Genomic DNA, 23,533 nt, shown 5'->3' with positions numbered 1-23,533 from the left:
TGATTTAATTCAAGTTCGAATGCAGACGTAATTCTACTACAACTAGGTAAACATTACCACAAATCTCTGACTTCGCAACCGAAGATTTGGCAACCGAACTTTTCCATTATCCGGCAAAGCGTGAGAGAAATAAAGGGTTGTTTTTCACTTTGATTTATTGCTACCCCCAAAGGTTGATTTAGCGGCGTTTGATTCACTCAAGTTCGCCACCCAAGTTCACCACACGCACCGTGGTGTCTTTGGATAAAAACGCCCCCCGGTGGGCCTCTGAAAAAACCTCACCACTTGGTCGACCACTTTTAGCGGTTCACCCATACAAAAAACGCCGACCCACAACGGATCGACGTCTTAATTATCAATTAATTGATGAAGCTTACATCATGCCGCCCATACCTGGGTTAGCAGCTGGTGCAGCTGGTGCTGGATGGTCTTCTGGCTTTTCAGCAACCACAGCTTCAGTCGTCAACAACAATGCGGAAACGGAGGCAGCGTTTTGCAGAGCAGAACGGGTAACCTTGGTTGGGTCGGTAATACCAGCCTTAACCATGTCTTCGTACTTGTTGTCAGCAGCGTTGTAACCAACGCCTGGCTTTTCACCCTTCAAATGTTCGACCACGACGGAGCCTTCGACCCCAGCGTTTTGAGCGATTTGACGAACTGGTTCTTCTAAGGCACGCAGAACGATGTTCACACCGGTCAATTCATCGCCTTCGGCTTCAACCTTGGCAACGTCAGCAATAACGTTGATCAAGGCAGTACCACCACCAGCAACGAAACCTTCTTCAACGGCGGCACGGGTAGCGTTCAAAGCATCTTCGATCCGGTACTTCCGTTCCTTCAATTCCGTTTCAGTTGCGGCACCAACACGAACAACAGCAACCCCGCCGGCTAACTTAGCCAAACGTTCCTTGAGCTTGTCCTTGTCGAAATCAGATGAAGTTTCATCGATCTGACCCTTGATTTCAGCAACCCGTTCAGCGATTTGGTCCTTAGAACCAGCACCCTCAACGATAGTCGTTGAATCCTTGGTAACATTAACCTTTTGAGCTTGACCTAATTGTTCAATGGTCGTGTCCTTCAAGTTAAGACCTAAGTCATCAGTGATGACAGTCCCACCAGTCAGGATAGCAATATCTTGCAAGGTTGCCTTACGACGGTCACCAAAGCCAGGAGCCTTAGCAGCAACGACGTTGAAGGTTCCCCGCATCTTGTTCAGAACCAACGTAGGCAAAGCTTCACCAGTAATGTCATCAGCGATGATCAAGAGTGAACGGCTTTGTTCAACAACGGCTTGTAAGACAGGCAAGATGTCTTGAATGTTGGCAATCTTCTTGTCAGTAATCAAGATGTATGGGTTGTCGAGGTTAGCTTCCATCTTATCGTTGTCGGTAACCATGTATTGTGACATGTACCCGCGATCAAATTGCATCCCTTCAACAACGTCCAAGCTGGTATCAACACCACGGGATTCTTCAATCGTAATAACCCCATCGTTCCCAACCTTTTCCATAGCGTCAGCAATTAAGGAACCAGTTTCCTTGCTTGCTGAAGAAATCGAAGCGATTTGGGCGATATCTTCCTTCGTCTTAACGTCGATGGACATCTTGTGCAGAGATTCAACGGCAGCATTCGTTGCCTTTTCAATCCCACGACGGATACCAACAGGGTTGGCACCGGCAGTGACGTTCTTCATACCTTCGTTAACGATGGCTTGCGTCAAAACAGTTGCGGTCGTCGTCCCATCACCAGCAATATCGTTGGTCTTGGAAGCAACTTCGGAAACTAATTTGGCACCCATGTTTTCGAAATGGTCGTCTAATTCGATGGATTTAGCAATCGTCACACCATCGTTTGTGATGGTTGGGTTGCCGTAGCTTTGTTCCAAAACAACGTTACGACCCTTAGGTCCTAAGGTGGTCTTAACGGTGTTCGCCAACTTATCTACACCAGCAAGCATCTTGCTACGTGCGTCTTCAGAGAACTTTAATTCTTTAGCCATTATTCTAATTCACCTCATACTAAAATTTTTAATTATGCTCTGTATCAGTGGGAAAGGTTAGTCAATAACTGCGACTAAGTCCTTTTCGTGTAAAACAAGGTACGTCGAATCTTGGTACTTAACTTCCGTGCCGGCATACTTGTCGAACAATACCTTGTCGCCAACTTTAACAGTTGGGGCTACCTTATCGCCATTGTCTAACACACGGCCATCACCAACAGCAACAACGTTTGCCGTTGAAGGCTTTTCCTGAGCATTACTTGCCAAAACAATGCCACCAACCGTGGTTTCTTCTTCTTGTGGTTGATCCAAAATGACGCGGTCTCCTAATGGTTTTAACACTTGAATCCCTCCAATAAACTTACTTTTTAGCACTGTTAGCACTTGACTAACATAAGTGCTAATCACAATATCTAATATATGGTTTTTTTCGCTAAAAATCAAGGAATTTGACAAACTATTTTGCAACCGTTTCCGGAAATGCCTTGGCACCCGTGAAAGCTCGCGAAAAATTAACTATTCGATTGTCGATTCCCTTTATTTATGACGCAAAATCATACCCGGTGTGGGCCTTAAACGTGCTAAACCAGTTAAGGCTGATTACATAGCTAGCATTGGCTCGGTATTCAAAAACACGCAAAAAAAGAAGCCATGATTTTATCACAGCTTCCCCTCACCTAAGTGACCCAATTCAATCCGAGTCAATTAGTTTTTATCGTTATAGTGTTCCAAGAAGTAGATCAACGTTTGTAACTCATTAGTCAAATCAACGTTTTGCACCCGAATATTCTTTGGCACCGTGATCCGTAATGGTGTGAAGTTCAAGATACCCTTGATACCACCAGCGATGGCGTTATTCGTGACTTCTTGCGCAACGGGAGATGGCACAGTTAAAATTGCCACTTCAATCTGTTGTTCTTCCAACTGCGTCCGTAGATCAGTCATCGGATAGATTGGTACCCCACTCTGAATGGTGTTGGCGATGTCTTCATTCACATCGAAAGCCGCACTGATCCGAACGTTACTGTCCTGGTGGAAGTTGAAGTTCAATAGCGCGTGGCCCAAGTTACCAACCCCGATCAAAGCAACGTTAGTCAACCGATCCTGATTCAAGATTTTCTTGAAAAACTTCAATAAACTTTCAACATCATATCCGTAACCTCGCTTACCTAAGGCACCGAAGTAGGAAAAATCACGCCGAATAGTTGCAGAATCAACTTTAACGGCCTCTGATAGCTCGGTCGATGAAACACGTGTCTTGTCCGCGTCCAGCAAAATATTCAGGTAACGGTAGTAAATTGGCAACCGTTTAGCTGTTGCGCGGGGAATCTTTTGGTCTGTCAAATGAGGGCCCTCCTAATCAATAGCACTCGTTGTCACTCCGTAAATGACAACATACACTTTAAATACAATCCGATTGTGAAATTAACTTTCCTAAAGATTATAGCATAACCACTCGCCTTGTGAAACAAATTGCAAATATTTTTCACAATTTTTTTCAAATTTCGGTCTAGGGTCAGAATATGATAGAATAGATTGTATCGGTGACCATTGTGATTAGCCCCCACGGTTGGTAGCGTCCCGCCGCGGTTTACTCGCTGATTGCGACCCATAATTAATCACCGGAAAGCGCTTGATCAAGTCTCAACTTGTCACATTCAAATTCTTCACTAACTTTAATAAATTTGCCATAACTAATTAAGTGACTCAAGTCTTCAGTCATCATTAAATTTACCAGCAGTGGTAATTACCTGCTGACAGTCCTTCCCAAAATTAAAAATTGAATTTTCGAACATTAAGGAGGTTGGTTCAACGTGATTCTATTACAAGTGCAACAAGTGACGCGGCGGTTTGGTGCCACCGTTTTATTTGAGAATGTCAGTATGGATGTTCCTGAACACGGCCGGGTCGCCCTAGTTGGCCGCAACGGTGCGGGGAAATCTACTCTACTTAAGATGATTGCTGGCGAAACTCGGCCTGACGTTGGCCAGATTACTACCAAACGTGGCCTGACGATGGGCTACCAAGCACAAAATGCTGGCCTGGCCTCCACCAAAACCGTTTGGAACGAAATGTTGAGTGTCTTCGCAAAACTCCGTGCCATGGAAAACCGGATTCACGAACTGGAAGCCGAAATGAGTAACCCTGACGTCATTGCAGACGAGGACCGGTTTCAACAGATCAGTGCCACTTACGACCAATTACAACAAGACTTCAGCGACCAAAACGGGTACGGCTATCAGGCCGAGATTCGCGGCGTGCTGCACGGTTTTGAATTTGGTGAGGAATACTACGATAAACCGATTAATGAATTGTCCGGTGGCCAGCGAACCCAGCTTGCTCTCGCTAAACTCCTGCTAGAACGCCCCGACCTCTTGATCCTCGACGAACCCACCAACCATTTGGACGTCGAAACTTTAACCTGGTTGGAAGGCTACCTACAGGGTTATCCGGGCGCTATTCTGGTCGTTTCCCATGACCGGTACTTCCTGGATCACGTGGTCAACGACGTCTATGATATGGCCCATGGCGGCCTGGTTCACTACCCTGGTAACTATTCCCATTACATTTCATCCAAGGCTGAACGGCTCCGCCAAGAATGGAAGGAATATGATAAGCAACAGGCCGAAATTGGTAAACTTGAGGACTTTGTGAACAAAAACATTGTTCGGGCCTCCACGACCAAGCGGGCCCAAGCTCGCCGAAAACAGTTGGAGAAAATGGACAAGATGGACAAACCTGAGGGTGATGAAAAAGTTGCTCGGTTCACTTTTAAACCCACCCGTCAGAGCGGTAACGTGGTTCTGGATGTCGTTAACGGCGCAGTCGGGTACGATGATCAGATCCTCTGTCAGCCCGTTAACCTGGATATCAAGAAACATCAGGCTGTCGCCATTGTTGGTCCCAACGGGATTGGAAAATCGACTCTTTTGAAAACGATTCTCGGCCGGATTCCGGCCATTCAGGGCCAGATTATCTTTGGTACCGGTGTGGACACTGGCTACTACGATCAAGATCAAGCAACTCTCCATGATAAGAAAACCGTGTTGCATGAGCTGTGGGATGATCATCCCACCACACCAGAAGGCGATATTCGTTCAATTCTGGGTAGCTTTCTGTTTACCGGAAGTGACGTCGACAAATCCGTCCACAGCCTCAGTGGTGGGGAACGGGCCCGACTTCTGCTAACCAAGCTAGCCCTGCGCCACGACAACTTCTTAATGCTAGACGAACCGACGAACCATTTGGACATCGACAGTCGCGAAGTGTTGGAAAACGCCCTAAACGAGTTCGATGGCACCATTCTCTTCGTTTCCCATGACCGGTACTTCATCAACCAAGTAGCCACGCAAGTTGTTGAGCTGGCACCGGCAGGAACGACCCGTTACCTGGGCGACTACGACTACTATGTCTCCAAGAAGGCTGAGCAGGACGCTTACGCTGCCAAAGAAGCAGCTGAAGCAGAGGCTGCTCATCCAACAGTCACAGCTCCCAAGCAGACGCAGGTCGACTATCAACAACAAAAGGAACAGCAAAAGGCCAAACGGAAATTAAGCCGGCAGGTAGATGCTCTTGAAGAAAAACTTGGCGATTTAGAAAAGCAAAAGGCCGCAGTTGAAACCCAAATGAGCGCGCCAGAAAACTTTAACGACGCCGGCAAACTTGGTGATCTTCAGGCTGACCTGAACCGAATCACAACGGAACTCGACAGTACCGAAACTGACTGGACTGAAAAAAGCCTGGCGTTAGAGGAATTTGAGGATTAACGCGCTTTAGTTTAAACCAAATAGCATTAGGGCCTGAGACAAATATCTCAGGCCCTTTTTTAATTCTCAATTTTCCAGGGCCACAGAGCGATTACTCCTTTCTTGTCCCCTTTCCATTTTCTAGCCAACAATAGCTGATAATTTTAGAAAGCGCTTTCTTAAGCATGATATAATGCATTGAACAGCGATTCCGGGGAACCAAAAATTAGGGGGGACACTACCATGAAAAAGTTGCTAGTTGCTGCACTTATTGCCATTATCACAATATTTGGGCTATCACAATCTGGCTCAGCTAAGGCTAAGTATTCAATTCAAAAACAATCTTTTTGGCAAAAGACCACCATTAATCGTGCTAAATATCCCAAAAAATCGATTGCAGTTTGGAACGCCAAACACACCAAGGTTAAGTTCTATTTGAAAGACTATCCCAACAACTCTTGGTACGGACGTGGTAGCGAAATACTAAAGCACGGCAAGACCACCGCTAAGTATACTTACATCACTGGCCACAATAAAAAACATACTGACTTAGTCTCGGGATACGTCTGGCATGGTAACTTAGAATTAGGATTTGGCAAGAAAGAACTTCAATCAAATTATTTACGCTTAGACTTCTTTGTAAATAATGGCGACTACCTTAGTTATCTCAAAAAATCGCCCTCACAAAAAATAACTCGCGAAATCATCAAGCTGTTTCCAAATAACAAAGTCACACTCAAAATGACAGATATTGCTGCAATAACTAATGCGAGCTACTTCCCTGACATTGCCCCATCACCATATTCTGTCAAACCTGATTTGACCAAGTATACTATCGTTAAATTTCCAAAAGTAATCACTTACCTGAATGCCAGTAAAAATACACCCGTGAAGACCCGCGTCCAGAAAGTAAAAGCGATTTTAGCTTCCTACGGGTACACGACCAACAAGTTAAACCACCTCTCTAAAAACTACCGAATTGGACTTAACATCGTCGATAGTACGTACCGGACTACCTATAGTGACTCACATATGGATAGTGGCTATGCCTTCATTATCGGCAAACACAATTAATCCTAAAAATAACGCACTGCAAAAGGGACGGTCACATTAAATGTGACCGTCCCTTTTGCAGTGCCATTGTATTCTTAGTTAAAGACTGAAAGTTCGAAAACCGTTATCAAACCAAGACTAGTAAAGCGCTATAGACTTAAACCTGCGGCAGTCAGAGATTCCGCCTGCTGTGGGGAACGCCTCCGGCCTGAGAAGCGGTCCTTCGGCTCGGTTTGAAGCCTGGAAAACCACCAGTCTCCAAACACGTCCCACGGTGTAAGCCGAAATCGGCTTACATCGTCGACACAGCTGGCTCCACCTCTGACCCCCTCCGGTTAAACGGGTTCTTGGAAATTAAGCTAACTTAAATACCTACATGACAGCACTTACGAAATATTATTGGCGCGCCACTGGGTAGCCGAGAGTGAGTCAAATTTGGACTCAGCCGTGGGATTTTCAAGTGATTTTCTTGAAAATGGCGGCTTGAAGACGTGCTTTGCGGCTTCAAGCGAGGGGCAAGACCGCCTTTTGGCTTGTCCCGTCCTTCCCACCGCGTTCCGGTCCAAATTTGGCGAACGGTAAGGCGGCAATTTTCCGCTATGTCTGACTAAACACCAATACCCAATCCTTATTTAACGGGATCAGCTACCCAGTCAAATTCCAAACTAGGATCAGCATTCAACGTTGCGTCGGCAAAGACGCCGTGCTTAAACGCCACGTAGGCAAACGCCCCAATCATAGCAGCGTTATCGCCACACAACTTCAGGGGTGCTTTAACCAGATGAGTCGTGGGATTGCTGGACAAGTCGCGTTCCAAACGTTCACGTAGCCCCTGGTTGGCAGCCACGCCACCAGCCAAAATCAACTGGTTAACGGGATAGTCGGCCAACGCCCGCTGGGTCTTCTCGGCTAAAACGTCAACGACTGCCTGTTGGAAACTAGCGGACAGGTCCTGCTTGTTCAGCTTTTCGCCAATCTGATCGGCATGGTGCGTGGTATTGATGAAAGCACTCTTCAACCCACTAAAACTAAAGTCGAAGTTGTCGTCCTTCTCCATTGCCCGGGGGAACTTGAACGTATCGTGGCCTTGGTGGGCCCATTCATCAACCGTCTTACCGGCTGGGTAGTTCACACCCATGACCCGGCCAACTTTATCATAGGCTTCACCGGCAGCATCGTCCCGCGTTTCACCGATGATTTCAAACTCATTTTCAGCTGGCATGTAAACCAACTCGGTATGCCCCCCTGAAACCAACAGAGCCATGGCTGGAAATTCAATTGGTTCCACGTAACGGGCCGCATAGATGTGCCCTGCCATATGATTAACTGGAATCAAAGGTAAGTTGTGGGCAAAGGCCACCGTCTTAGCAGCCGTCACACCAATCAACAGAGCCCCGACCAAACCGGGACCATACGTCACAGCCACGGCGTCTAAATCATCATAGCCTACCTGGGCTTCGCTCAAAGCATCAGCGATACACAACGTCACTTCTTCAATGTGATGGCGACTGGCAACTTCCGGCACGACACCGCCAAAGCGTTGATGACTCTTGATTTGAGTTGCCACAATGTTGGACAAAATTTTATGGCCGTCTTCAATCACCGCTACACTCGTTTCGTCACAACTCGACTCAAATGCTAAAATTAAATTTCGCTTATCCGTTGGACTCACTCCCTCTTTCAAATTCCCAATTGCTCTCACAAAAAAAACGAGCGGCCAAGCGCCAACTCGCCTTAGTCTGGATCAGATTCATCATTTAAATACAACGTCATATCAGCAGCGTCTTCGTGATCACCGAAGTAATACCCCCGCTTAATACCGGATTGTTCAAAGTTCAACTCACGGTATAGCTTTTGGGCATTTTGGTTCGAGACCCGAACTTCTAAGCTCACGGACTTGTAACCCATCTGGCGTGCCTTCTTAATCATGACGCCTAACAGGAAACGACCTAAGCCCCGACTTTGAAACTCCGGTAAGACGGCGATATTAGTAATATGCGCGTCACGCGTCCGGTCGTCAAACGTGCTGCCGATAAAGGCCAACAGCCGATCATTCTTCCGCACAACTAAATACAGCCGGTCCTTCTCACGCCGTAACTCATTGGCAAACGCCGTTGAATCCCACGGTGCCTTACCGGCGTATACTGCCTTTTCAATCTCAATCATTTCTGGAATATCAGTAAACAACGCCTTCGCCACAAAATAAGTGACATCTCGAATCTCGACCCGGTGATTTTTCACATCCATGGCCTCTTCGCGAGCGAGTTCATTCCGACTTCCAAATACATTTTTATACCAGACTTTAAATTTTTTCAACATATGATTCGACGTCCTCTTTCGGGTTCTTAGCGCGCCATTCAGCTTCAGCCTGCGTCAAACGAAGATAGTTGGGCACAAAGCGGTCAACGTCCTTCACGGGAGTCATTTGCTGGCCCAGTAAGCCAATCGTCGCCACTTGTGGCAAATTCAACCAGGGACTGATTCGTGGTGTGGCGGCTGACACAGTCGTGTTAATCAATTCCGTGAAGTGGTCAGCATCCCCTAAGAACCAGACGGGTTCTGCATACTCCTTAACAGCTTCTAAGAAAGTCGTAATATTCGTATGGGCATCTGCAATGACCGCTGTCGGTTGACCGTCTTTGATCCGGTATAAACCGGCGAAGACGTTCTGATTACGGGCATCAAATAGTGGTGCCACCAAGGCCCCTTCGACTGGCACATTAGCCGCCAGTGTGGCCAAGCTCGATACGGCTACTAAGTCGATATTTAACGTCGTGGCTAGTGTCTTGGCCGTTGTCACGGCAATCCGGATTCCGGTATAAGATCCCGGACCAGCTGCCACAACGATGCGGTCTAGGTCGGCTGGCTTTAACCCTGCCATCCCCATCAAACGTTCAATTTCGGGTAACAAGTACTCTGCATGCTTTTGGTGAACGGTTACCGTAATGGCAGCTAACACCGTGCTGTCATCTAAGACGGCAACACTCAGTGGTCGATTTGATGTATCAATTGCTAAAATCTTCATAATTGCTTACGTTCCCCTTCACTGTGTTTCGCCATAACTTTTAAAACTCCGGAAACGCTAAAACCGGCGTCACCGCTCAACGCCCGGATGATTTTTCCGTTGACTGTCTTTATCAGTTTACTATACTACCACAAAGCTGCCGTGGCTACACCTTACCTGCCTGATTTTCCAAGTTTAGGCTTTTTCCCAAGTTACCGTTGCTTCCACCGCCGTGGTCGTTCCCAACTTAACGGTGTGTTGTGTCGTCGTAGCTGTCGAACGGCGAACCTCACTGATCACTTGATGGCCGTATTGAACCTCATTTTCAAACCGAATCTTGACGTCTGTTGGCTGCTGTTGTCGCAGAAAATTAGCTGGCAACGCATCCAGCATCCATTCAAAGTAGTGCGCATTGTTCACGTGGCCGTTATTATCGATGTCAAAATACCGCACCGTGTACGGCTTAAATACCCCCGTCAGCGTTGCATCAGCCCGGTCCGGTCGTGGTAACCGTGGCAAGCGGGTCTGTTGTTTGCTGGCGTATGGTGCCATGATGGCGTCAGGGATCGTCGCAATCTTTCTGTTCTCATAACTCATCGTTACCCAGATACCCTCACCATAGGCCAGTTGCTGACCAGCGGCATCGAATAGCCAGTACTCCCGGTAGGCAAAATACCGGTTGTATGAAGTGGCGCGAGTCTTAACCGTCACCTCATCCCCCGTCTGTGGGAGCCGATCGATTTGAATATGGTACTGGGTAACGACCCAGCCCACGCCCTGACTCTTAATAAAATCGGTGGTCAGGTTCAGTGCAGTATTCTGATCCTCGGAGACCAATACAAATAAATTGATCAACATGGCGAGGGTCAAGTGGGCCGTGTCGTCTACCTCATAGTAAACGACACGATGTTTTTCGGAAAACTCATTTGCGGCCACCTGGGTCACTCCTTGTCTAAATGGTGATATTGGCGATAAATTTCTTGCTTCTTAACCCCTCGAAGATTCGCCACTTCTTTAATGGCAGCGTTTGGCTTGTCGCCGGCCGCAATCAACCGATCAACTTGCACTTCAACGGGTTCGCTTAGGTCAACAGCAGTGGTCGCAGTCGTGGTGGGCGCAGGATTCCCGCCAACCAGGACAACAAATTCGCCCCGTACCGTATCGTTAGCGGCCCAATCGGCCAACTCTGCTAAGGAACCGCGCAGGAATTCTTCATAGCGCTTGGTTAACTCCCGACACAAAACAGCTGGTCGATCATCACCAAAACCATCTGCTAAATTCTGCAACGTCTTCTTTAACCGGTGTGGTGCCTCGTAGAAAATCAACGTTTCTGGTCGCTGAGCTAAACTATCAATTTCAGCTCGTTGATCCTTGGGCTTCCGATCCAAAAAGCCGTAGAAGTAAAATGGTTGTGGGGCTAAACCGGAGGCAATGAGTGCCGTTAAACCAGCATTAGCACCTGGTAAAGGCACCACCGGAATGTGTGCTTCAATGCAGGCATTCACTAGTTCATGGCCTGGATCAGAGATGGACGGCATCCCCGCATCACTGACCTGGGCAATATCCATCCCCGTTTGCAGTTTCGCAATTAGTTGGGGAATGCGTTCCTGTGTGTTGTGTTCGTGAAAACTGATTTGCTTCGTCTCAATTTCAAAATGGTTGAGCAGCTTTTGCGTATTCCGTGTGTCTTCTGCAGCAATCAGATCCGCGTTCTGCAGCGTCTTAACTGCCCGAAACGTCATGTCATCCAAGTTACCGATTGGCGTGGGAACCAGGTATAAATGCCCTTCTTCGTCACGCTGAAAACTTCTTCGTCGTTCCATTATTGCCTCCTACTGATCACGATAAATAACTTCTAAGCAAAAGGCACATTCCTCGTCTTGCTTACGCCGTGTCCCGTAAAATTCCCGACACACGTGAAACCCTTCCTCATACAACTTTTCCAGAATCTGCCGGGACTTCGATAGTCCCTGGGGGGTCTCTGGGTCTTCCGGCAAGGTGCGCTGGAGTTCTCTGACCAGATCCCGCAGATGTTGATTTTCAATTTCTAATTCCGCATTCTGCTCAAAGACCTTGGTCATCTCTGCCTGTAAGTCAGAGAACTGGGCCGACATTTGGTCCAACTGCGCTTCAAGACTCTTAAATTGATCGTATACTTCCTGTTTATCCAAACTGCCACCCTCCAGTGCTAACCTTATTTTAACGCGTTACCTGCGCTAAGATTTGTAAAGTTAAGGCTTCTAAAATTGTTTGAAAATTCATGTTCCCCGCTAATTGACTGCGAGTTGCCAGCGTCAATGTCATAATCGTAACTAACTGATCAATGGTCAACTGGTGCGCTATCTGTTGGCTGGCCTGCGCCACCTGTGGAAATGCTAATTGGTCGCCTGCTTCACCAGCCTGTTGCCGTAATGCATCGTGCCAAACCTGCACGAGCATATCTAGGAGCACTCCTTGTCGATCACGATTCAACGCCAAGGGTAACAACTCGGATTGCACGCGGACAAACGCCCGCTCATCACCCTGACAGCAAGCCGTAAACCACTGGCCAACTTTGGTTTGAGCATCCTTCAACCAGTCATCGGTCGTCAGCTCCTGTGCTGCCTGCACACTTTCCGTCAACGTAGCTAACAAGTAGCGCTGGCTGGGGGCAATTCCAGCGTCAGCTAAGGCACTAGCCAACGCTTGTGGTGCCACTCGCAAGAAATCAACCACCTGTGTTCGCGACAGAATCGTGGGCAAAATCAAATTTTTGTTAGCCGTCAATAATAAGGCTACCGTATTGCCCACGGGTTCCTCAATAAACTTCAATAAGCTATTGGCCGCACTCGTAGTCATCCGGTCGACCTGATCCACAATAAAGATCTTCTGGTTCCCCTCAACCGCACTCTTCGTGAACTCGGCCTTGAGGTACCGAACCTGGTCCACCTTGATTCGTTGCCCGTCTGGAATCACCGTGACCACATCGGGGTGGTCGCCTGCTAAAATCCGCCGACACTCGGAACACTGCCCACAAGGCAAGCCCTCAGCCGTGATGTTTTGGCAAAACAGGCGCATGGCAATCGTTCGGGCCACTACCTGCCGCCCAGTCCCATCGGCACCGTTGAAGAGGTAGGCGTGGGACAGATGCTGTTGCTGAATCAGATGCATAAAGTGGCTTACCAGTTGCGGTTGAAGCCGTTGGGCCGTAGCCACTACGGATTCTTCAGTCATCTCGGCCCCCTAAAAGCGGTGAAATTGGTCAACTGGCATGACAAACACCGTCGCACCACCGACCTGAACTTCAACCGGGTACGCTGACGTACTGTCCAATTGCGCATCCAAATTAACCGGTGGGGTCATAAATTGCTGCCGCGTGTGACTGGCTGCCTTGATCATATCCAGAACTTCATCCACCCGTTCGTCCTCTAACCCAATCATAAAGGTCGTGTTACCAGACTTTAAGAACCCACCAGTAGTGGACAGCCGGGTTGCCCGAATGTCATGGTCAATAAACTCATTGCTTAGCCGATTAGCGTCCTTATCCTGGACGATAGCGATTAGTAATTTCATTGTGAATTTCCTCCCTCAATGCCGGTTAAAAATACCTGCGGGCTGTTTGCTTGATCAATGCTAGCGATTCCTGAACCACTTGGTCCGGTGATTGCGTCGCATCAATCAGCTTGATTCGGTCTGGATGGGCTGCCTGCAAACGCAGGTAGGCCGCCCGCACCCGGTCATGAAAGGCCGTTTGTTCAACGTCGAGTCGATCAACCTTGTCGGGTTGACGGTGCGCCTGAATACGCTGTAATCCCACCTCGGCAGGCACATCGAAATAAATCGTCAATTCAGGCAGTAAGCCATCGGTCGCAAAATTGTTCATCTCTGCGACGGCTTGCTCACCGATCTGACGCCCCGCTCCTTGATAGGCAACGGAACTATCAACGTACCGGTCGCAAAGCACGAGTTGGTCGGCAGCCAAGGCCGGTAGAATCGTTTCGGCTAAATGTTGTCGCCGCGCCGCTGCATACAGCAGGGCTTCGGTCCGATAGTCCATGGCCGTATTTTTTCGATCCAAAATAACCGCGCGAATACTCTCGGAAATGGGATTGCCCCCTGGTTCCCGGGTAATCGTCAACCGGTCACCCAATAGCGGTGTAATCTGCGCCGTTATTGCCTTCAGTGCACTCGTTTTTCCCGCACCATCTGGTCCTTCAAAGCTAATAAACGTTCCTGACAAGATACTCGACCCCATTTTTGATTGATAGTTATATTGTACTTGAATTCAGAATTGATGTCTATTTGCATCCATTGCTTATCACAGTTTAGCTATTAAATTAGAAGTTATTTTAGCCAGCGTCCAGCAACGACTAGATTATACGTCCCATACTAGCTAATCTAACTGAATTTGGCATTTTCAGCATCAAATTGTTAAAACTTCACCTAAATAGCTGGGTTGTCACCTCAAGACCGATCTCAAAGCGCTACCCAAGAGATCACTCACAATAAGTTTTGCCTAACATGTCCTCTAGATATCAAGAGGCCGAGACTACATGTCTCGACCTCCATTTGGTTACTCTTCAACTAGTTGCCCTATTAGTCGCGGAAAATAGCGGCTGAAATGTGCTTGCCCCGGACTTTGCGCCGACGGGCTTCCCGGTATAAAAACAAGTACGTCTGCCGCGCTAATGCCGTATTCGCGGTCATTTGATTGTCCGCATCGGCAATGGCTTCTTCCGTTTGCTTCGCATGGTCCCAACGGTCCTTCGCAGCATCGATGGTTGCTAAAAGCTGATCATCGTAAGCCGCCTTGAGCCGAGGAAGTTGGCGCTTCTTTCTTCCGAACATCGGGAGACCTCCTACATTTCCGTTCGGCCTTCTACGGCCTTGAACAACGTCATTTCATCAGCGTATTCGATGTCACTCCCCACGGATAAGCCGTGAGCTAACCGGGTAACTTTGATACCGGCCGGCTTAATCAAACGTGACAGATACATCGCCGTCGCTTCACCTTCAGGCGTTGCATTAGTGGCAATGATCACTTCTTTGATCGTAGGATTCTGTTGCAACCGATTGATCAGGCTAGAAATATTCAAATCCTCAGGACCTTTACCCTCAATCGGCGACATAACCCCGTGGAGGACGTGATACAGGCCGTGATATTCCTTCATCTTTTCCATGACCATGATGTCCTTGGCCTGTTCAACCACCAAAACGTGGGACTGATCCCGCGTCTTGTCAGCACAGATCACACACGGATCCGTTTCGGTAATGTTGCCACAGATCGAACAAAAGTGAAGATCCTTTTTGGCCGCAACCAACGCCTTTGAAAAGGCCGTCACGTCGTCTTCCTGCATATCAATCGTGAAAAAGGCAAGTCGTGTGGCGGACTTTTGGCCAATTCCCGGCAACTTCATGTAACTGTCGATCAGTTGTGCAATTGGTTCTGGGTACTGCATGCCTCACAACGTCCTTTCTTAATTACATACCAGGGATGTTCATGCCTTGCGTGTACTTCCCCATGGTCTGCTTCGTCGTGTCATCAACCTTGCCCAAAGCATCATTAACAGCTGCTAACACTAAGTCAGCCAGCATGTCAGGATCATCAGGATCGATGGCTTCTGGCTTGATCGTCAGATCAGTCATCTTCCGTTCGCCAGTAAAGGTTGCTTGCACTAAATCATCAGGAGACGTCCCAGTAAAGCTTTGGGCGTTTAAATTAGCTTGGTCCTCTTCCATTTTCTTTTGCATCTGGCGCATTTGTTTCATCATGCTACCCATATTTCCCATGTTCCGCATTTTAATCATCCTTCCAAAATTTAATCTTTTTTCACATCAACAATCTCTTTACCAAATAATTCTTCCGCCTTGGTCACAACTGGATTGGCTGCGGGTGTCGCCGGTTCTTCCGGTTCACCCTCTGCGTTATTTTGCAACTCAGCCTTATGCGCCGTCAAGTAATTCTTTCGAATAACTGGCCACTCATCCTTTGGTACAAAGACCACCGGCAGAGCGGCACCGATCATGCGGTCCAACCCATTTTCTAAGGCATCCGTCAGCTCATTATCGGTTGTTGCCCGTTGATACAAGAATGAGTAGTCAAAGGCAACAATCACGCCTGAATCCGCTGCCGCTACGGGTTGCGAAACCTTCATCACGGCCCGCTGAGTGACTGATAAACTGTTCAATAAGTCTGGCCAAGCCTCCTGCAACTGATTCAGCTTTTCTCGCGTGGCACTCCCCAGAACGGGATAGATCTTAGCTAAGTTGACTTCCTTAGCCGGTGCAGACTTATTGACCCGGGGCTTAGCCGGAGCAGCTGCCTTAGTCGGTGCGGGCGCTTGTTCAAGGTGCTTGACCGCAGAACGTAGCTGATCGATTTCATGTTGCAACTCGGCCACGGCTGGTGTTCCCTGCGCCTCAGTAGCGGCGGGCGCCGGTGCACTTGGCGCGGCTGCATTGGGTGTCGCAGCTGTCGGCGTCGCCACCGGTGTCCCCGATTGCCGACCAATTTCAGCCAACTTAATTGTCAAAATTTCTAAATAAACGTCCGGATGGGTCGTAAACCGCATCTGCTGCTGAATCGCGTTCAGCTCATTGATCATAGCGTACATGGTCTGGGCTGGCGTCTTTTCCGCTAAGGCTTTAAAGTCATCACTGACACTGCCCATTTCTGCTTCTTCCACCAATTGTGGTGCCTGCTGGTACAGCAATAAGTCACGGGCGTAGCCAATCACGTCTTCGGTAAAGCGCTCAGCATCTTTACCGGCTTCCAGTACGGACTGTAGGGTCGCTAATGCTGCCTTGGTGTCCCCGACCAGTACCTGTTGGACGTAGGTCGCCAGGAGTTCATGGGTAACGCTCCCTGTAACTAAGAGGGCATTATCCAGGGTGATTTCGTTGTCGCCAAAGGACAACGCTTGATCCAGGATACTCAGGGCATCCCGCATACCACCTTCAGCCGCCTTCGCAATCACCTTAACAGCCTGGTCATCGTAAGTTACATCCTTTTGTTTCAGGATGTAGATCATCCGATCGTAACTATCGCTCGCTGCAATCCGTTTGAAATCAAACCGTTGCGTTCGGGAAATAATCGTTGCCGGAATCTTGTGCGGTTCCGTCGTCGCCAAAATAAAGATGACATTTGCGGGCGGTTCTTCCAAGGTCTTCAGTAAGGCGTTGAACGCCCCCGTCGACAACATGTGGACTTCATCAATGATGTATACCTTGTAGTCGGCAACCGTTGGCGCGTATTTTACTTTATCCCGAATGTCACGAATTTCTTCGACCCCGTTGTTAGACGCCGCATCAATTTCAATGACGTCGTTCAAAGTCCCATCGGTAATTGCCCGACACGCCTCACATTCGTTGCAAGGTTCACCGTCCGTTTGGTGGTGACAGTTGATGGCTTTGGCAAAAATCTTAGCCGCTGAAGTCTTCCCCGTTCCACGAGGACCGGCAAAGAGATAGGCGTGACTGATCTGATTCGTGGTAATCGCGTTCTTAAGCGTTCGGGTAATCACTTCTTGCCCAATCATGTCGTCAAATCTTTGGGGCCGCCAAACCCGATAAAGTGCTTGATAAGCCATGCAATCCGTTCCTTTCCGTGAGGTTAAAATCATTTGTTTAAGTGACACATTTTTAAAATTCACTGATAACAATTATAGCCTTTTTCGGGGGTCCCCGCCACGGATTGACCGCAAGTATTTCGGGAATCCCCCCCGTCTCCATGCCAACCGCTGTTGGGCCTCAAACCGTATCCGCTACCACAATAAAATATTTTTTCTTCCATATAGATAGTTTCACTGGTAAATAGCTGAACACCCTAAATTAGGCACAAAAAAACTCCCAGTCCACGGACTAGGAGTTGGAATTAGCTCATAAACTTGAAGCACAAAGCGAAACGAACTTAGTGCTGCTTCCTTCCGGACCTGACACGATTCGTAAGCCCACCCTTGCTCCAAGGCCTTAACGGCAAATACTAGTGTAGCATGATTTTAGCGGAGTGTCTAGGATGTTATTAAAGAGTGGTCGGTGAGGCGCTTAGCTGGTGAGCATTAACATCGTAAAAATGAGAATCCCGGGCTTGGATTCTTATTTTTACGGGGTTAAGCGGAACCAGCTGCCTCACCGACCACGTTTCAGCCACTGCAGCCCACTTACTCCTCAACCTGCTGGGACCGCTGAGCAGCTTTCCGGGCCTTTTTGGCCGCCTTCTGTCGCTTACGAGCTGCCTGGAAGAAACTTACCATGCGTTCGCCAGCACTCTTAGCCATCAGACCCTCGTACACCGTCACCCGGTGATTTAGCCGACTGTCCGTCAACGTCTCGTAAAGGCTGTCGACCGCGCCCGCCTTGGGGTCCCTGGCGCCATAGTAGACCACCGGAATTCGTGAATTGATAATGGCACCACTACACATGAGACACGGCTCAATCGTCACATACAGTTGGCAATCTTCTAAACGCCAACTATGTAATGTAGCACAGGCCTCCTCAATGGCCCGGACTTCCGCGTGCATGGTGGCATCATTTCCGTGTTCCCTGAGATTATGGCCACGCCCCACGATTTGATCACCGTGAACGATGACCGCACCGATAGGCACCTCCCCAATCAGGCCAGCCTGGTCAGCTTCAAAGAGTGCTTCTTGCATGTAGTGTCGTTCTATTGGACTGTAACTGACTTGTCGCACGCGGACCGCCTCCTTTCATTGCTAACAGTTAATTCAGTGTGCTTTCTAAGATGTAATACCCTTTGTCTTTCTTGATGATGGCACAGTTACCAAACGTTTCTTTCATCGTCTTCTCAGCTGACGGTGCCCCCTGCTTCTTTTGCAGAACAACGGTCAATGTTCCGCCTGGTAGCAGGTGTTCTTTGGCCCCCGTCAACATCGCTGTAACCACCTTTTTACCAGCCCGAACCGGTGGGTTAGTAAGGATAGCCGCGTAACGCTCCGTGACGTCCGCATAGATATCTGACGTCTTGATTTCAACATTTTCAATTTGGTTAGCCACTGCATTTTGGCGAGCCAGCGCTAACGCCAACTCATTCACATCGACCATTGTCACCTGTCGTTCAGGCCACTTCTTAGCCAATGCTAGGCCGATAGGACCATATCCCGTCCCCAAGTCAAGCCAGGGGCCAGCCGGCGTCTGGTCGGCATTGAAGGCCGCTAAGAGCGCCCGTGAACCGTAGTCCACGCGATTTTTCGAGAAGACACCGTTGTCGGTGGTAAACAACAATTCGTTGCCTAAGAGAGTAAACGGCCAATGATGTTCTTCGTGTAAAACGTCTGGATTTTGTGTATAATAATGATTAGTCAATATTTCCGCCACCTTTTAGACCTATTTTACCGTAGAAAACGGGTCGAGGCCAAACAAAATAAATTTAACAGCTCAGACACCACATTTAGTAGTTATTGTATGTTCCAACTACCAAATATGGTGTCTTTTTTGATTGTATTTTTCCATATCTGGTGTACACTGAACACATTGATAATGAAATTTAGAGGATGTGGCAACAATGAAAGTAACGATTTACTCAAAGAACAATTGCATGCAGTGCAAGATGACAAAGCGTTTTCTCAGCGAACACAACGTGGAATTCGAGGAACGTAATATTAACCAGAATCCAGAATATGTGACTTACCTAAAAGAAAAAGGTTTCCAGGCGGTTCCCGTAATTGAAGCACCCGGTCACCCAGCCTTTTATGGCTTCCGACCTGATCAATTAACCCAAATCGCGGGCTAATTTAAGTTCGGCACTAACCCGTCTTGGCGACGTCGTGTCTGTTCACGGTGGCGCTTTTTTGTTTGATTTTTCGCACCTATTGAGAGAAAGAAGAGTTGATTAGTATGAGCCTAAAGGACTTAAAGAACGTCACGTATTACGACTTAAACAACGAGATCAATATCCCCGTTAACGGCCAAATTCCGTTAAACAAGGACCAAGAAGCGCTCCAAGCCTTCATCAAAGAAAATGTCGAACCCAACACCAAGAAGTTCGCCTCATTGAAAGACCGCTTCAACTACTTGGTCGACAATAATTACGTCGAAAAACACATCATTGACCAGTATGACTTCAGCTTCATCGAAGACCTGTACGCCTTCTTACGTGGTCAAAATTTCCACTTTAAATCCTTTATGGCAGCGTACAAATTCTACGCCCAATATGCACTGAAAACTGACGACAATGATTTTTACTTAGAAAACTTTATTGACCGGGTCGCTATGAACGCCTTAGACTTCGCCGATGGTAACGAACAATTGGCCCATGACCTGGCCGACGAAATCATTCATCAGCGGTACCAACCCGCTACCCCCAGCTTTTTGAACGCTGGCCGTTCACGCCGTGGTGAATTAGTATCCTGTTTCTTGATTCAATCGACTGATGACATGAATACCATTGGTCGGACCATCAATTCTGCCCTACAGCTTTCCCGTATCGGTGGTGGGGTCGGCATCAGTCTCTCTAACTTACGGGGGGCCGGTGACCCAATCAAACACATTGAAGGGGCTGCCTCAGGCGTCGTTCCAGTCATGAAATTGCTGGAAGACAGTTTCTCCTACTCCAACCAATTGGGACAACGGCAAGGTGCCGGGGTCGTTTACCTGAGCGTGTTCCATCCAGATATCGTGGCCTTTTTGAGTGCCAAGAAGGAAAACGCCGACGAAAAAATTCGGCTCAAGACACTCTCACTAGGCATCACTGTGCCCGATAAGTTTTACGAACTCTGTGAACAGGACGCAGACATGTACCTCTTCAGTCCTTACGACGTCGAACGAATCTATGGCAAGCCATTCTCCTACGTGGATATTTCAACTGAGTACGACAACATGGTCGCCAATCCCGACATTCACAAGAAGAAGATGAAGGCCCGGGATTTGGAAACTGATATTGGTAAGCTCCAACAGGAATCCGGTTACCCATACATCGTCAACATCGATACTGCTAACCGGGAGAACCCCATTGACGGGCGCATCGTGATGAGTAACCTGTGTTCTGAGATTATGCAGGTTCAGACACCGTCAACTGTTAACAACCAGCAGGAATACGTCAAGCTCGGTACCGATATCTCCTGCAACCTGGGGTCGACTAACATCGTTAACCTGATGACGTCACCAAACTTCGGTCATTCTGTGGAAACCATGGTCCGGGCCTTGACGTTTGTGACCGATCATTCGGATATCGACGTCGTGCCATCCATTCAAAAGGGTAACCACCTCGCGCACACCATTGGATTAGGCGCCATGGGCCTGCACAGCTACTTTGCCAAGAACCATATGATGTACGGTTCCAAAGATAGCGTGGCCTTCACCAGCACCTACTTCATGCTACTCAACTATTGGACGTTAAAGGCCTCTAACCAAATTGCTAAGGAAAAGCACGAAACGTTCCACAACTTTGCTAAGAGTGCTTACGCTTCTGGAACCTACTTCGACCGGTACACGGAACAGGATTGGCGACCAACCAACGAAAAGGTCCAGGACCTCTTCGCTGACGTTTGGTTACCATCACCTGCAGACTGGGCTGACCTTAAGGTTGCCGTCATGCGTGATGGCCTCTACCATCAGAACCGGATGGCCGTTGCCCCCAACGGGTCGATCTCCTATATCAACGATACGACTGCTAGTCTGCACCCCATCATCAACCGAATTGAAGAACGCCAGGAAAAGACGATCGGTAAGATCTACTACCCAGCACCTTACCTGGACAACGACACCATGCCTTACTACAAGTCTGCTTACGACACCGACATGCGCCGGGTCATCGACGTTTACGCCGCTGCCCAAAAGCACGTGGACCAAGGAATGAGCCTAACGTTGTTCATGCGTTCGACAATTCCAACCGGTCTGTACGAGTGGAAAAACGGCCGTACCGATAAGATGACGACGCGAGATCTCAGCATTTTGCGGAACTATGCTTATCGCAAGGGCATCAAGTCCATCTACTATGTCCGGACATTTACCGATGACAACAATGAAGTCGGCGCCAACCAGTGTGAGAGTTGTGTTATTTAGGAACCTCCCCCACCTGTAAAGCGGACCGCAAAAAGGAGTGGCATCATGGCAAGAACTGAAAATTATAATGCAATCAACTGGAACCAAGTTTCCGATGAAATCGACAAGGCCACCTGGGAAAAACTCACGGAACAATTTTGGCTGGATACCCGGATTCCCGTTTCCAACGATTTGGATGACTGGCGCACACTGGACACCGACCATAAATGGGTCGTGGGCCACGTCTTTGGGGGTTTGACCCTGTTAGACACGCTCCAATCTCAAGATGGGATGGCCGCTCTGCGCCGGGATGTCCGAACCCCACACGAAACGGCCGTACTGAACAACATCCAATTCATGGAATCCGTTCACGCGAAGAGCTATTCCACCATTTTTTCCACGCTGAACACGCCAGATGAAATTGACGAAATTTTCCAATGGAGTGATTCTGAAGAATTTCTCCAAAATAAGACCAAACGCATCTATGATCTCTATCACGATGATGAACATCCGTTGAAGAAAAAGATTTCGAGTGTCTTCTTGGAAACTTTCTTGTTCTACTCTGGTTTCTTCACGCCCCTCTACTACCTGGGACACAACAAGCTAAATAACGTCGCTGAAATCATTAAATTGATTCTACGTGACGAATCCGTCCATGGCACCTACATTGGCTACAAATTCCAGCTTGGCATGAAGGAACTGACGGACAACGAGCAACAACAGATGAAGGACTGGATGTACGACTTTCTTTACAAGCTTTATGCGAATGAGGAACAATACACCCACACCCTCTACGACCAAATTGGTTGGTCGGACAAGGTTCTAACGTTCATCCGCTATAACGCCAACAAAGCCTTGATGAACCTGGGCCAAGATCCCTTGTTCCCCGACACTGCTGAAGACGTCGATCCCGTGGTCATGAACGGTATTTCCACGTCGACGGCCAACCACGACTTCTTCTCCCAAGTTGGGAACGGTTATCTCCTAGGTAACGTTGAAGCCATGAACGATGATGACTACAATATCGGTGAGCCAGCTGATCCGCAAGATCCCAGTAAATAAGCACTAAATAAAATGCCGCAAACGATTGAGAAATTACCAATCGTTTGCGGCGCTTTTATTCATTTAACCAAAAAACTCGTTTGTGTTGAGGTCGGATCAGCACTTCCGGTTGTATCCGTATCCGCATTGACCCCGCCTAACGCTATCGTAAATAAAACGGCACTTGTCAGTGCTAACTTTCCGATAGGGGCATTGACTAACTGTTTGCCTGCCTTAAAAAGCTTATAGTAAAACTTCATATCACCTTCACGTGATACTTGCTTGAATCGCATATCAGATCACTTCTTTCTGAATTTTGACCGCTCATTGGTAGCAGCCGAAACCTGCTCTCAAATTCACGCGAGAAGATAATAGAACAAAGATATAAATTTATTCAAACCGGCACCAGTGCACAATTAAAAACATGATTCTTAAACAACCAGAATCATGTTTTTAATATGATTATTTTTGGGGAATTTTCGCATCAATCCTAATATGCTTGATGTAGTTGCCCGTTCATCTTCACATCAATTCTCGATCCATGAGTAGCATCATCCAGGAAAAATCTTACGAAGATTACCCGATTATCTCTGACGCCGTCATAACCGTAACGATAAAAAGTATCATTGTACATCTTTGTACTAGTCCCTGTCAAGTTGACGGATGAAATACTATAATTTTTGTAGATTTGATTAAGCGGCTTCACCGCGGTAT

General features: G+C 47.9%; 25 protein-coding genes and 1 other RNA gene. 5 read left to right on the top strand and 21 right to left on the bottom strand.

What is annotated here, in order from left to right; genetic code table 11:
- Positions 1 to 373: 373 nt before the first annotated feature.
- The 3 genes from groL to EKM87_RS07560 all read right to left on the bottom strand — a co-directional run bounded on the left by groL (position 374) and on the right by EKM87_RS07560 (position 3,343).
- Positions 374 to 1,999 (bottom strand): chaperonin GroEL, encoded by a 1,626-nt coding sequence (gene groL, locus EKM87_RS07570; protein ID WP_125683440.1) that lies wholly within the window; start codon positions 1,997 to 1,999, stop codon positions 374 to 376.
- Positions 2,000 to 2,056: 57 nt separating this feature from the next.
- Complete coding sequence (groES, locus tag EKM87_RS07565; protein WP_125683438.1) at positions 2,057 to 2,341, bottom strand: co-chaperone GroES; 285 nt, start codon at positions 2,339 to 2,341, stop codon at positions 2,057 to 2,059.
- 363 nt (positions 2,342 to 2,704) lie between these two features.
- Positions 2,705 to 3,343, bottom strand: a complete 639-nt coding sequence (locus tag EKM87_RS07560; RefSeq protein WP_125683436.1) for a redox-sensing transcriptional repressor Rex — start codon at positions 3,341 to 3,343, stop codon at positions 2,705 to 2,707.
- 470 nt (positions 3,344 to 3,813) lie between these two features.
- On the opposite strand from EKM87_RS07560, the gene EKM87_RS07555 reads away from it, so the two are divergent.
- The gene (locus tag EKM87_RS07555) at positions 3,814 to 5,766 is read left to right on the top strand and encodes an ABC-F family ATP-binding cassette domain-containing protein (protein ID WP_125683434.1); all 1,953 of its coding nucleotides are present in this window, start codon (positions 3,814 to 3,816) and stop codon (positions 5,764 to 5,766) included.
- A gap of 222 nt (positions 5,767 to 5,988) precedes the next feature.
- On the top strand, positions 5,989 to 6,819 hold the full coding sequence (locus EKM87_RS07550; RefSeq protein ID WP_125683432.1) for a hypothetical protein: 831 nt from the start codon (positions 5,989 to 5,991) through the stop codon (positions 6,817 to 6,819).
- 607 nt (positions 6,820 to 7,426) lie between these two features.
- On the opposite strand, the gene tsaD is transcribed toward EKM87_RS07550, so the two are convergent.
- From tsaD to EKM87_RS07470, 16 genes are all read right to left on the bottom strand, one after another.
- Positions 7,427 to 8,470, bottom strand: a complete 1,044-nt coding sequence (tsaD, locus tag EKM87_RS07545) for a tRNA (adenosine(37)-N6)-threonylcarbamoyltransferase complex transferase subunit TsaD (RefSeq protein ID WP_125683538.1) — start codon at positions 8,468 to 8,470, stop codon at positions 7,427 to 7,429.
- A gap of 62 nt (positions 8,471 to 8,532) precedes the next feature.
- Positions 8,533 to 9,117, bottom strand: a complete 585-nt coding sequence (gene rimI, locus EKM87_RS07540) for a ribosomal protein S18-alanine N-acetyltransferase (RefSeq protein ID WP_125683430.1) — start codon at positions 9,115 to 9,117, stop codon at positions 8,533 to 8,535.
- On the bottom strand, positions 9,101 to 9,823 hold the full coding sequence (gene tsaB, locus EKM87_RS07535; protein ID WP_125683428.1) for a tRNA (adenosine(37)-N6)-threonylcarbamoyltransferase complex dimerization subunit type 1 TsaB: 723 nt from the start codon (positions 9,821 to 9,823) through the stop codon (positions 9,101 to 9,103). The genes rimI and tsaB overlap by 17 nt, the downstream gene beginning before the upstream one ends.
- Positions 9,824 to 9,997: 174 nt before the next feature.
- Complete coding sequence (locus EKM87_RS07530; RefSeq protein WP_125683426.1) at positions 9,998 to 10,738, bottom strand: acyl-[acyl-carrier-protein] thioesterase; 741 nt, start codon at positions 10,736 to 10,738, stop codon at positions 9,998 to 10,000.
- Positions 10,739 to 10,743: 5 nt separating this feature from the next.
- Positions 10,744 to 11,625 carry a 16S rRNA (cytidine(1402)-2'-O)-methyltransferase gene (rsmI, locus tag EKM87_RS07525; protein WP_125683424.1) on the bottom strand — a complete coding sequence of 294 codons (882 nt, stop codon included), beginning with the start codon at positions 11,623 to 11,625 and terminating at the stop codon, positions 10,744 to 10,746.
- A 9-nt stretch (positions 11,626 to 11,634) separates the two neighbouring features.
- On the bottom strand, positions 11,635 to 11,973 hold the full coding sequence (locus EKM87_RS07520) for a DNA replication initiation control protein YabA (protein ID WP_125683422.1): 339 nt from the start codon (positions 11,971 to 11,973) through the stop codon (positions 11,635 to 11,637).
- 28 nt (positions 11,974 to 12,001) lie between these two features.
- Positions 12,002 to 13,015 carry a DNA polymerase III subunit delta' gene (gene holB / locus EKM87_RS07515; RefSeq protein WP_125683420.1) on the bottom strand — a complete coding sequence of 338 codons (1,014 nt, stop codon included), beginning with the start codon at positions 13,013 to 13,015 and terminating at the stop codon, positions 12,002 to 12,004.
- 9 nt (positions 13,016 to 13,024) lie between these two features.
- Positions 13,025 to 13,354, bottom strand: a complete 330-nt coding sequence (locus EKM87_RS07510; protein ID WP_125683418.1) for a cyclic-di-AMP receptor — start codon at positions 13,352 to 13,354, stop codon at positions 13,025 to 13,027.
- Positions 13,355 to 13,379: 25 nt separating this feature from the next.
- On the bottom strand, positions 13,380 to 14,021 hold the full coding sequence (tmk, locus tag EKM87_RS07505; RefSeq protein ID WP_164506455.1) for a dTMP kinase: 642 nt from the start codon (positions 14,019 to 14,021) through the stop codon (positions 13,380 to 13,382).
- A gap of 356 nt (positions 14,022 to 14,377) precedes the next feature.
- The gene (locus tag EKM87_RS07500) at positions 14,378 to 14,629 is read right to left on the bottom strand and encodes a YaaL family protein (protein WP_125683414.1); all 252 of its coding nucleotides are present in this window, start codon (positions 14,627 to 14,629) and stop codon (positions 14,378 to 14,380) included.
- A gap of 11 nt (positions 14,630 to 14,640) precedes the next feature.
- Positions 14,641 to 15,240, bottom strand: coding sequence for a recombination mediator RecR (gene recR, locus EKM87_RS07495; RefSeq protein ID WP_125683412.1), 600 nt, complete (start codon positions 15,238 to 15,240; stop codon positions 14,641 to 14,643).
- Positions 15,241 to 15,262: 22 nt separating this feature from the next.
- Positions 15,263 to 15,580: a YbaB/EbfC family nucleoid-associated protein gene (locus tag EKM87_RS07490; RefSeq protein WP_125683410.1), complete on the bottom strand. Its 318-nt coding sequence runs from the start codon at positions 15,578 to 15,580 to the stop codon at positions 15,263 to 15,265.
- Positions 15,581 to 15,600: 20 nt separating this feature from the next.
- Positions 15,601 to 17,370 carry a DNA polymerase III subunit gamma/tau gene (dnaX, locus tag EKM87_RS07485; protein WP_125683408.1) on the bottom strand — a complete coding sequence of 590 codons (1,770 nt, stop codon included), beginning with the start codon at positions 17,368 to 17,370 and terminating at the stop codon, positions 15,601 to 15,603.
- Positions 17,371 to 17,661: 291 nt separating this feature from the next.
- An RNA gene (gene ffs / locus EKM87_RS07480) (signal recognition particle sRNA small type) lies at positions 17,662 to 17,748 on the bottom strand.
- 192 nt (positions 17,749 to 17,940) lie between these two features.
- On the bottom strand, positions 17,941 to 18,432 hold the full coding sequence (locus tag EKM87_RS07475; RefSeq protein WP_164506456.1) for a nucleoside deaminase: 492 nt from the start codon (positions 18,430 to 18,432) through the stop codon (positions 17,941 to 17,943).
- A gap of 67 nt (positions 18,433 to 18,499) precedes the next feature.
- Positions 18,500 to 19,102, bottom strand: a complete 603-nt coding sequence (locus EKM87_RS07470) for a class I SAM-dependent methyltransferase (protein WP_125683404.1) — start codon at positions 19,100 to 19,102, stop codon at positions 18,500 to 18,502.
- 199 nt (positions 19,103 to 19,301) lie between these two features.
- Here EKM87_RS07470 and nrdH point away from each other — a divergent pair, with 199 nt between their 5' ends.
- The 3 genes from nrdH (at position 19,302) to nrdF (ending at position 22,840) form a co-directional block, all read left to right on the top strand.
- Positions 19,302 to 19,529 (top strand): glutaredoxin-like protein NrdH, encoded by a 228-nt coding sequence (gene nrdH / locus EKM87_RS07465; RefSeq protein WP_125583309.1) that lies wholly within the window; start codon positions 19,302 to 19,304, stop codon positions 19,527 to 19,529.
- 104 nt (positions 19,530 to 19,633) lie between these two features.
- Positions 19,634 to 21,799, top strand: coding sequence for a class 1b ribonucleoside-diphosphate reductase subunit alpha (nrdE, locus tag EKM87_RS07460; protein WP_125683402.1), 2,166 nt, complete (start codon positions 19,634 to 19,636; stop codon positions 21,797 to 21,799).
- Positions 21,800 to 21,844: 45 nt separating this feature from the next.
- A complete protein-coding gene (nrdF, locus tag EKM87_RS07455; RefSeq protein ID WP_125683400.1) occupies positions 21,845 to 22,840 on the top strand; it encodes a class 1b ribonucleoside-diphosphate reductase subunit beta in 996 nt (331 codons plus the stop codon).
- Positions 22,841 to 22,899: 59 nt separating this feature from the next.
- On the opposite strand, the gene EKM87_RS07450 is transcribed toward nrdF, so the two are convergent.
- Both EKM87_RS07450 and EKM87_RS12530 read right to left on the bottom strand, forming a co-directional pair.
- On the bottom strand, positions 22,900 to 23,112 hold the full coding sequence (locus EKM87_RS07450; RefSeq protein WP_125683398.1) for a hypothetical protein: 213 nt from the start codon (positions 23,110 to 23,112) through the stop codon (positions 22,900 to 22,902).
- A gap of 197 nt (positions 23,113 to 23,309) precedes the next feature.
- Positions 23,310 to 23,533: hypothetical protein (locus EKM87_RS12530; protein ID WP_225428413.1), on the bottom strand; the 224-nt coding region annotated here is incomplete at its 5' end.

This window comes from Levilactobacillus yonginensis, assembly GCF_003946265.1.
Lineage (GTDB): Bacteria > Bacillota > Bacilli > Lactobacillales > Lactobacillaceae > Levilactobacillus > Levilactobacillus yonginensis.
Note: the sequence above shows the minus strand (reverse complement) of the source record. Positions and strands in the feature narration are given on the sequence as shown.

Bases quoted from the DNA above. Each gene is read 5' to 3' on its own strand.
- groL (WP_125683440.1), bottom strand. From the start codon at position 1,999: ATGGCTAAAGAATTAAAGTTCTCTGAAGACGCACGTAGCAAGATGCTT.
- EKM87_RS07550 (WP_125683432.1), top strand. From the start codon at position 5,989: ATGAAAAAGTTGCTAGTTGCTGCACTTATTGCCATTATCACAATATTT.
- rimI (WP_125683430.1), bottom strand. From the start codon at position 9,117: ATGTTGAAAAAATTTAAAGTCTGGTATAAAAATGTATTTGGAAGTCGG.
- tsaB (WP_125683428.1), bottom strand. From the start codon at position 9,823: ATGAAGATTTTAGCAATTGATACATCAAATCGACCACTGAGTGTTGCC.
- rsmI (WP_125683424.1), bottom strand. From the start codon at position 11,625: ATGGAACGACGAAGAAGTTTTCAGCGTGACGAAGAAGGGCATTTATAC.
- holB (WP_125683420.1), bottom strand. From the start codon at position 13,015: ATGACTGAAGAATCCGTAGTGGCTACGGCCCAACGGCTTCAACCGCAA.
- EKM87_RS07510 (WP_125683418.1), bottom strand. From the start codon at position 13,354: ATGAAATTACTAATCGCTATCGTCCAGGATAAGGACGCTAATCGGCTA.
- EKM87_RS07500 (WP_125683414.1), bottom strand. From the start codon at position 14,629: ATGTTCGGAAGAAAGAAGCGCCAACTTCCTCGGCTCAAGGCGGCTTAC.
- recR (WP_125683412.1), bottom strand. From the start codon at position 15,240: ATGCAGTACCCAGAACCAATTGCACAACTGATCGACAGTTACATGAAG.
- EKM87_RS07490 (WP_125683410.1), bottom strand. From the start codon at position 15,580: ATGCGGAACATGGGAAATATGGGTAGCATGATGAAACAAATGCGCCAG.
- dnaX (WP_125683408.1), bottom strand. From the start codon at position 17,370: ATGGCTTATCAAGCACTTTATCGGGTTTGGCGGCCCCAAAGATTTGAC.
- EKM87_RS07475 (WP_164506456.1), bottom strand. From the start codon at position 18,432: ATGCAAGAAGCACTCTTTGAAGCTGACCAGGCTGGCCTGATTGGGGAG.
- nrdH (WP_125583309.1), top strand. From the start codon at position 19,302: ATGAAAGTAACGATTTACTCAAAGAACAATTGCATGCAGTGCAAGATG.
- nrdE (WP_125683402.1), top strand. From the start codon at position 19,634: ATGAGCCTAAAGGACTTAAAGAACGTCACGTATTACGACTTAAACAAC.
- nrdF (WP_125683400.1), top strand. From the start codon at position 21,845: ATGGCAAGAACTGAAAATTATAATGCAATCAACTGGAACCAAGTTTCC.
- EKM87_RS07450 (WP_125683398.1), bottom strand. From the start codon at position 23,112: ATGCGATTCAAGCAAGTATCACGTGAAGGTGATATGAAGTTTTACTAT.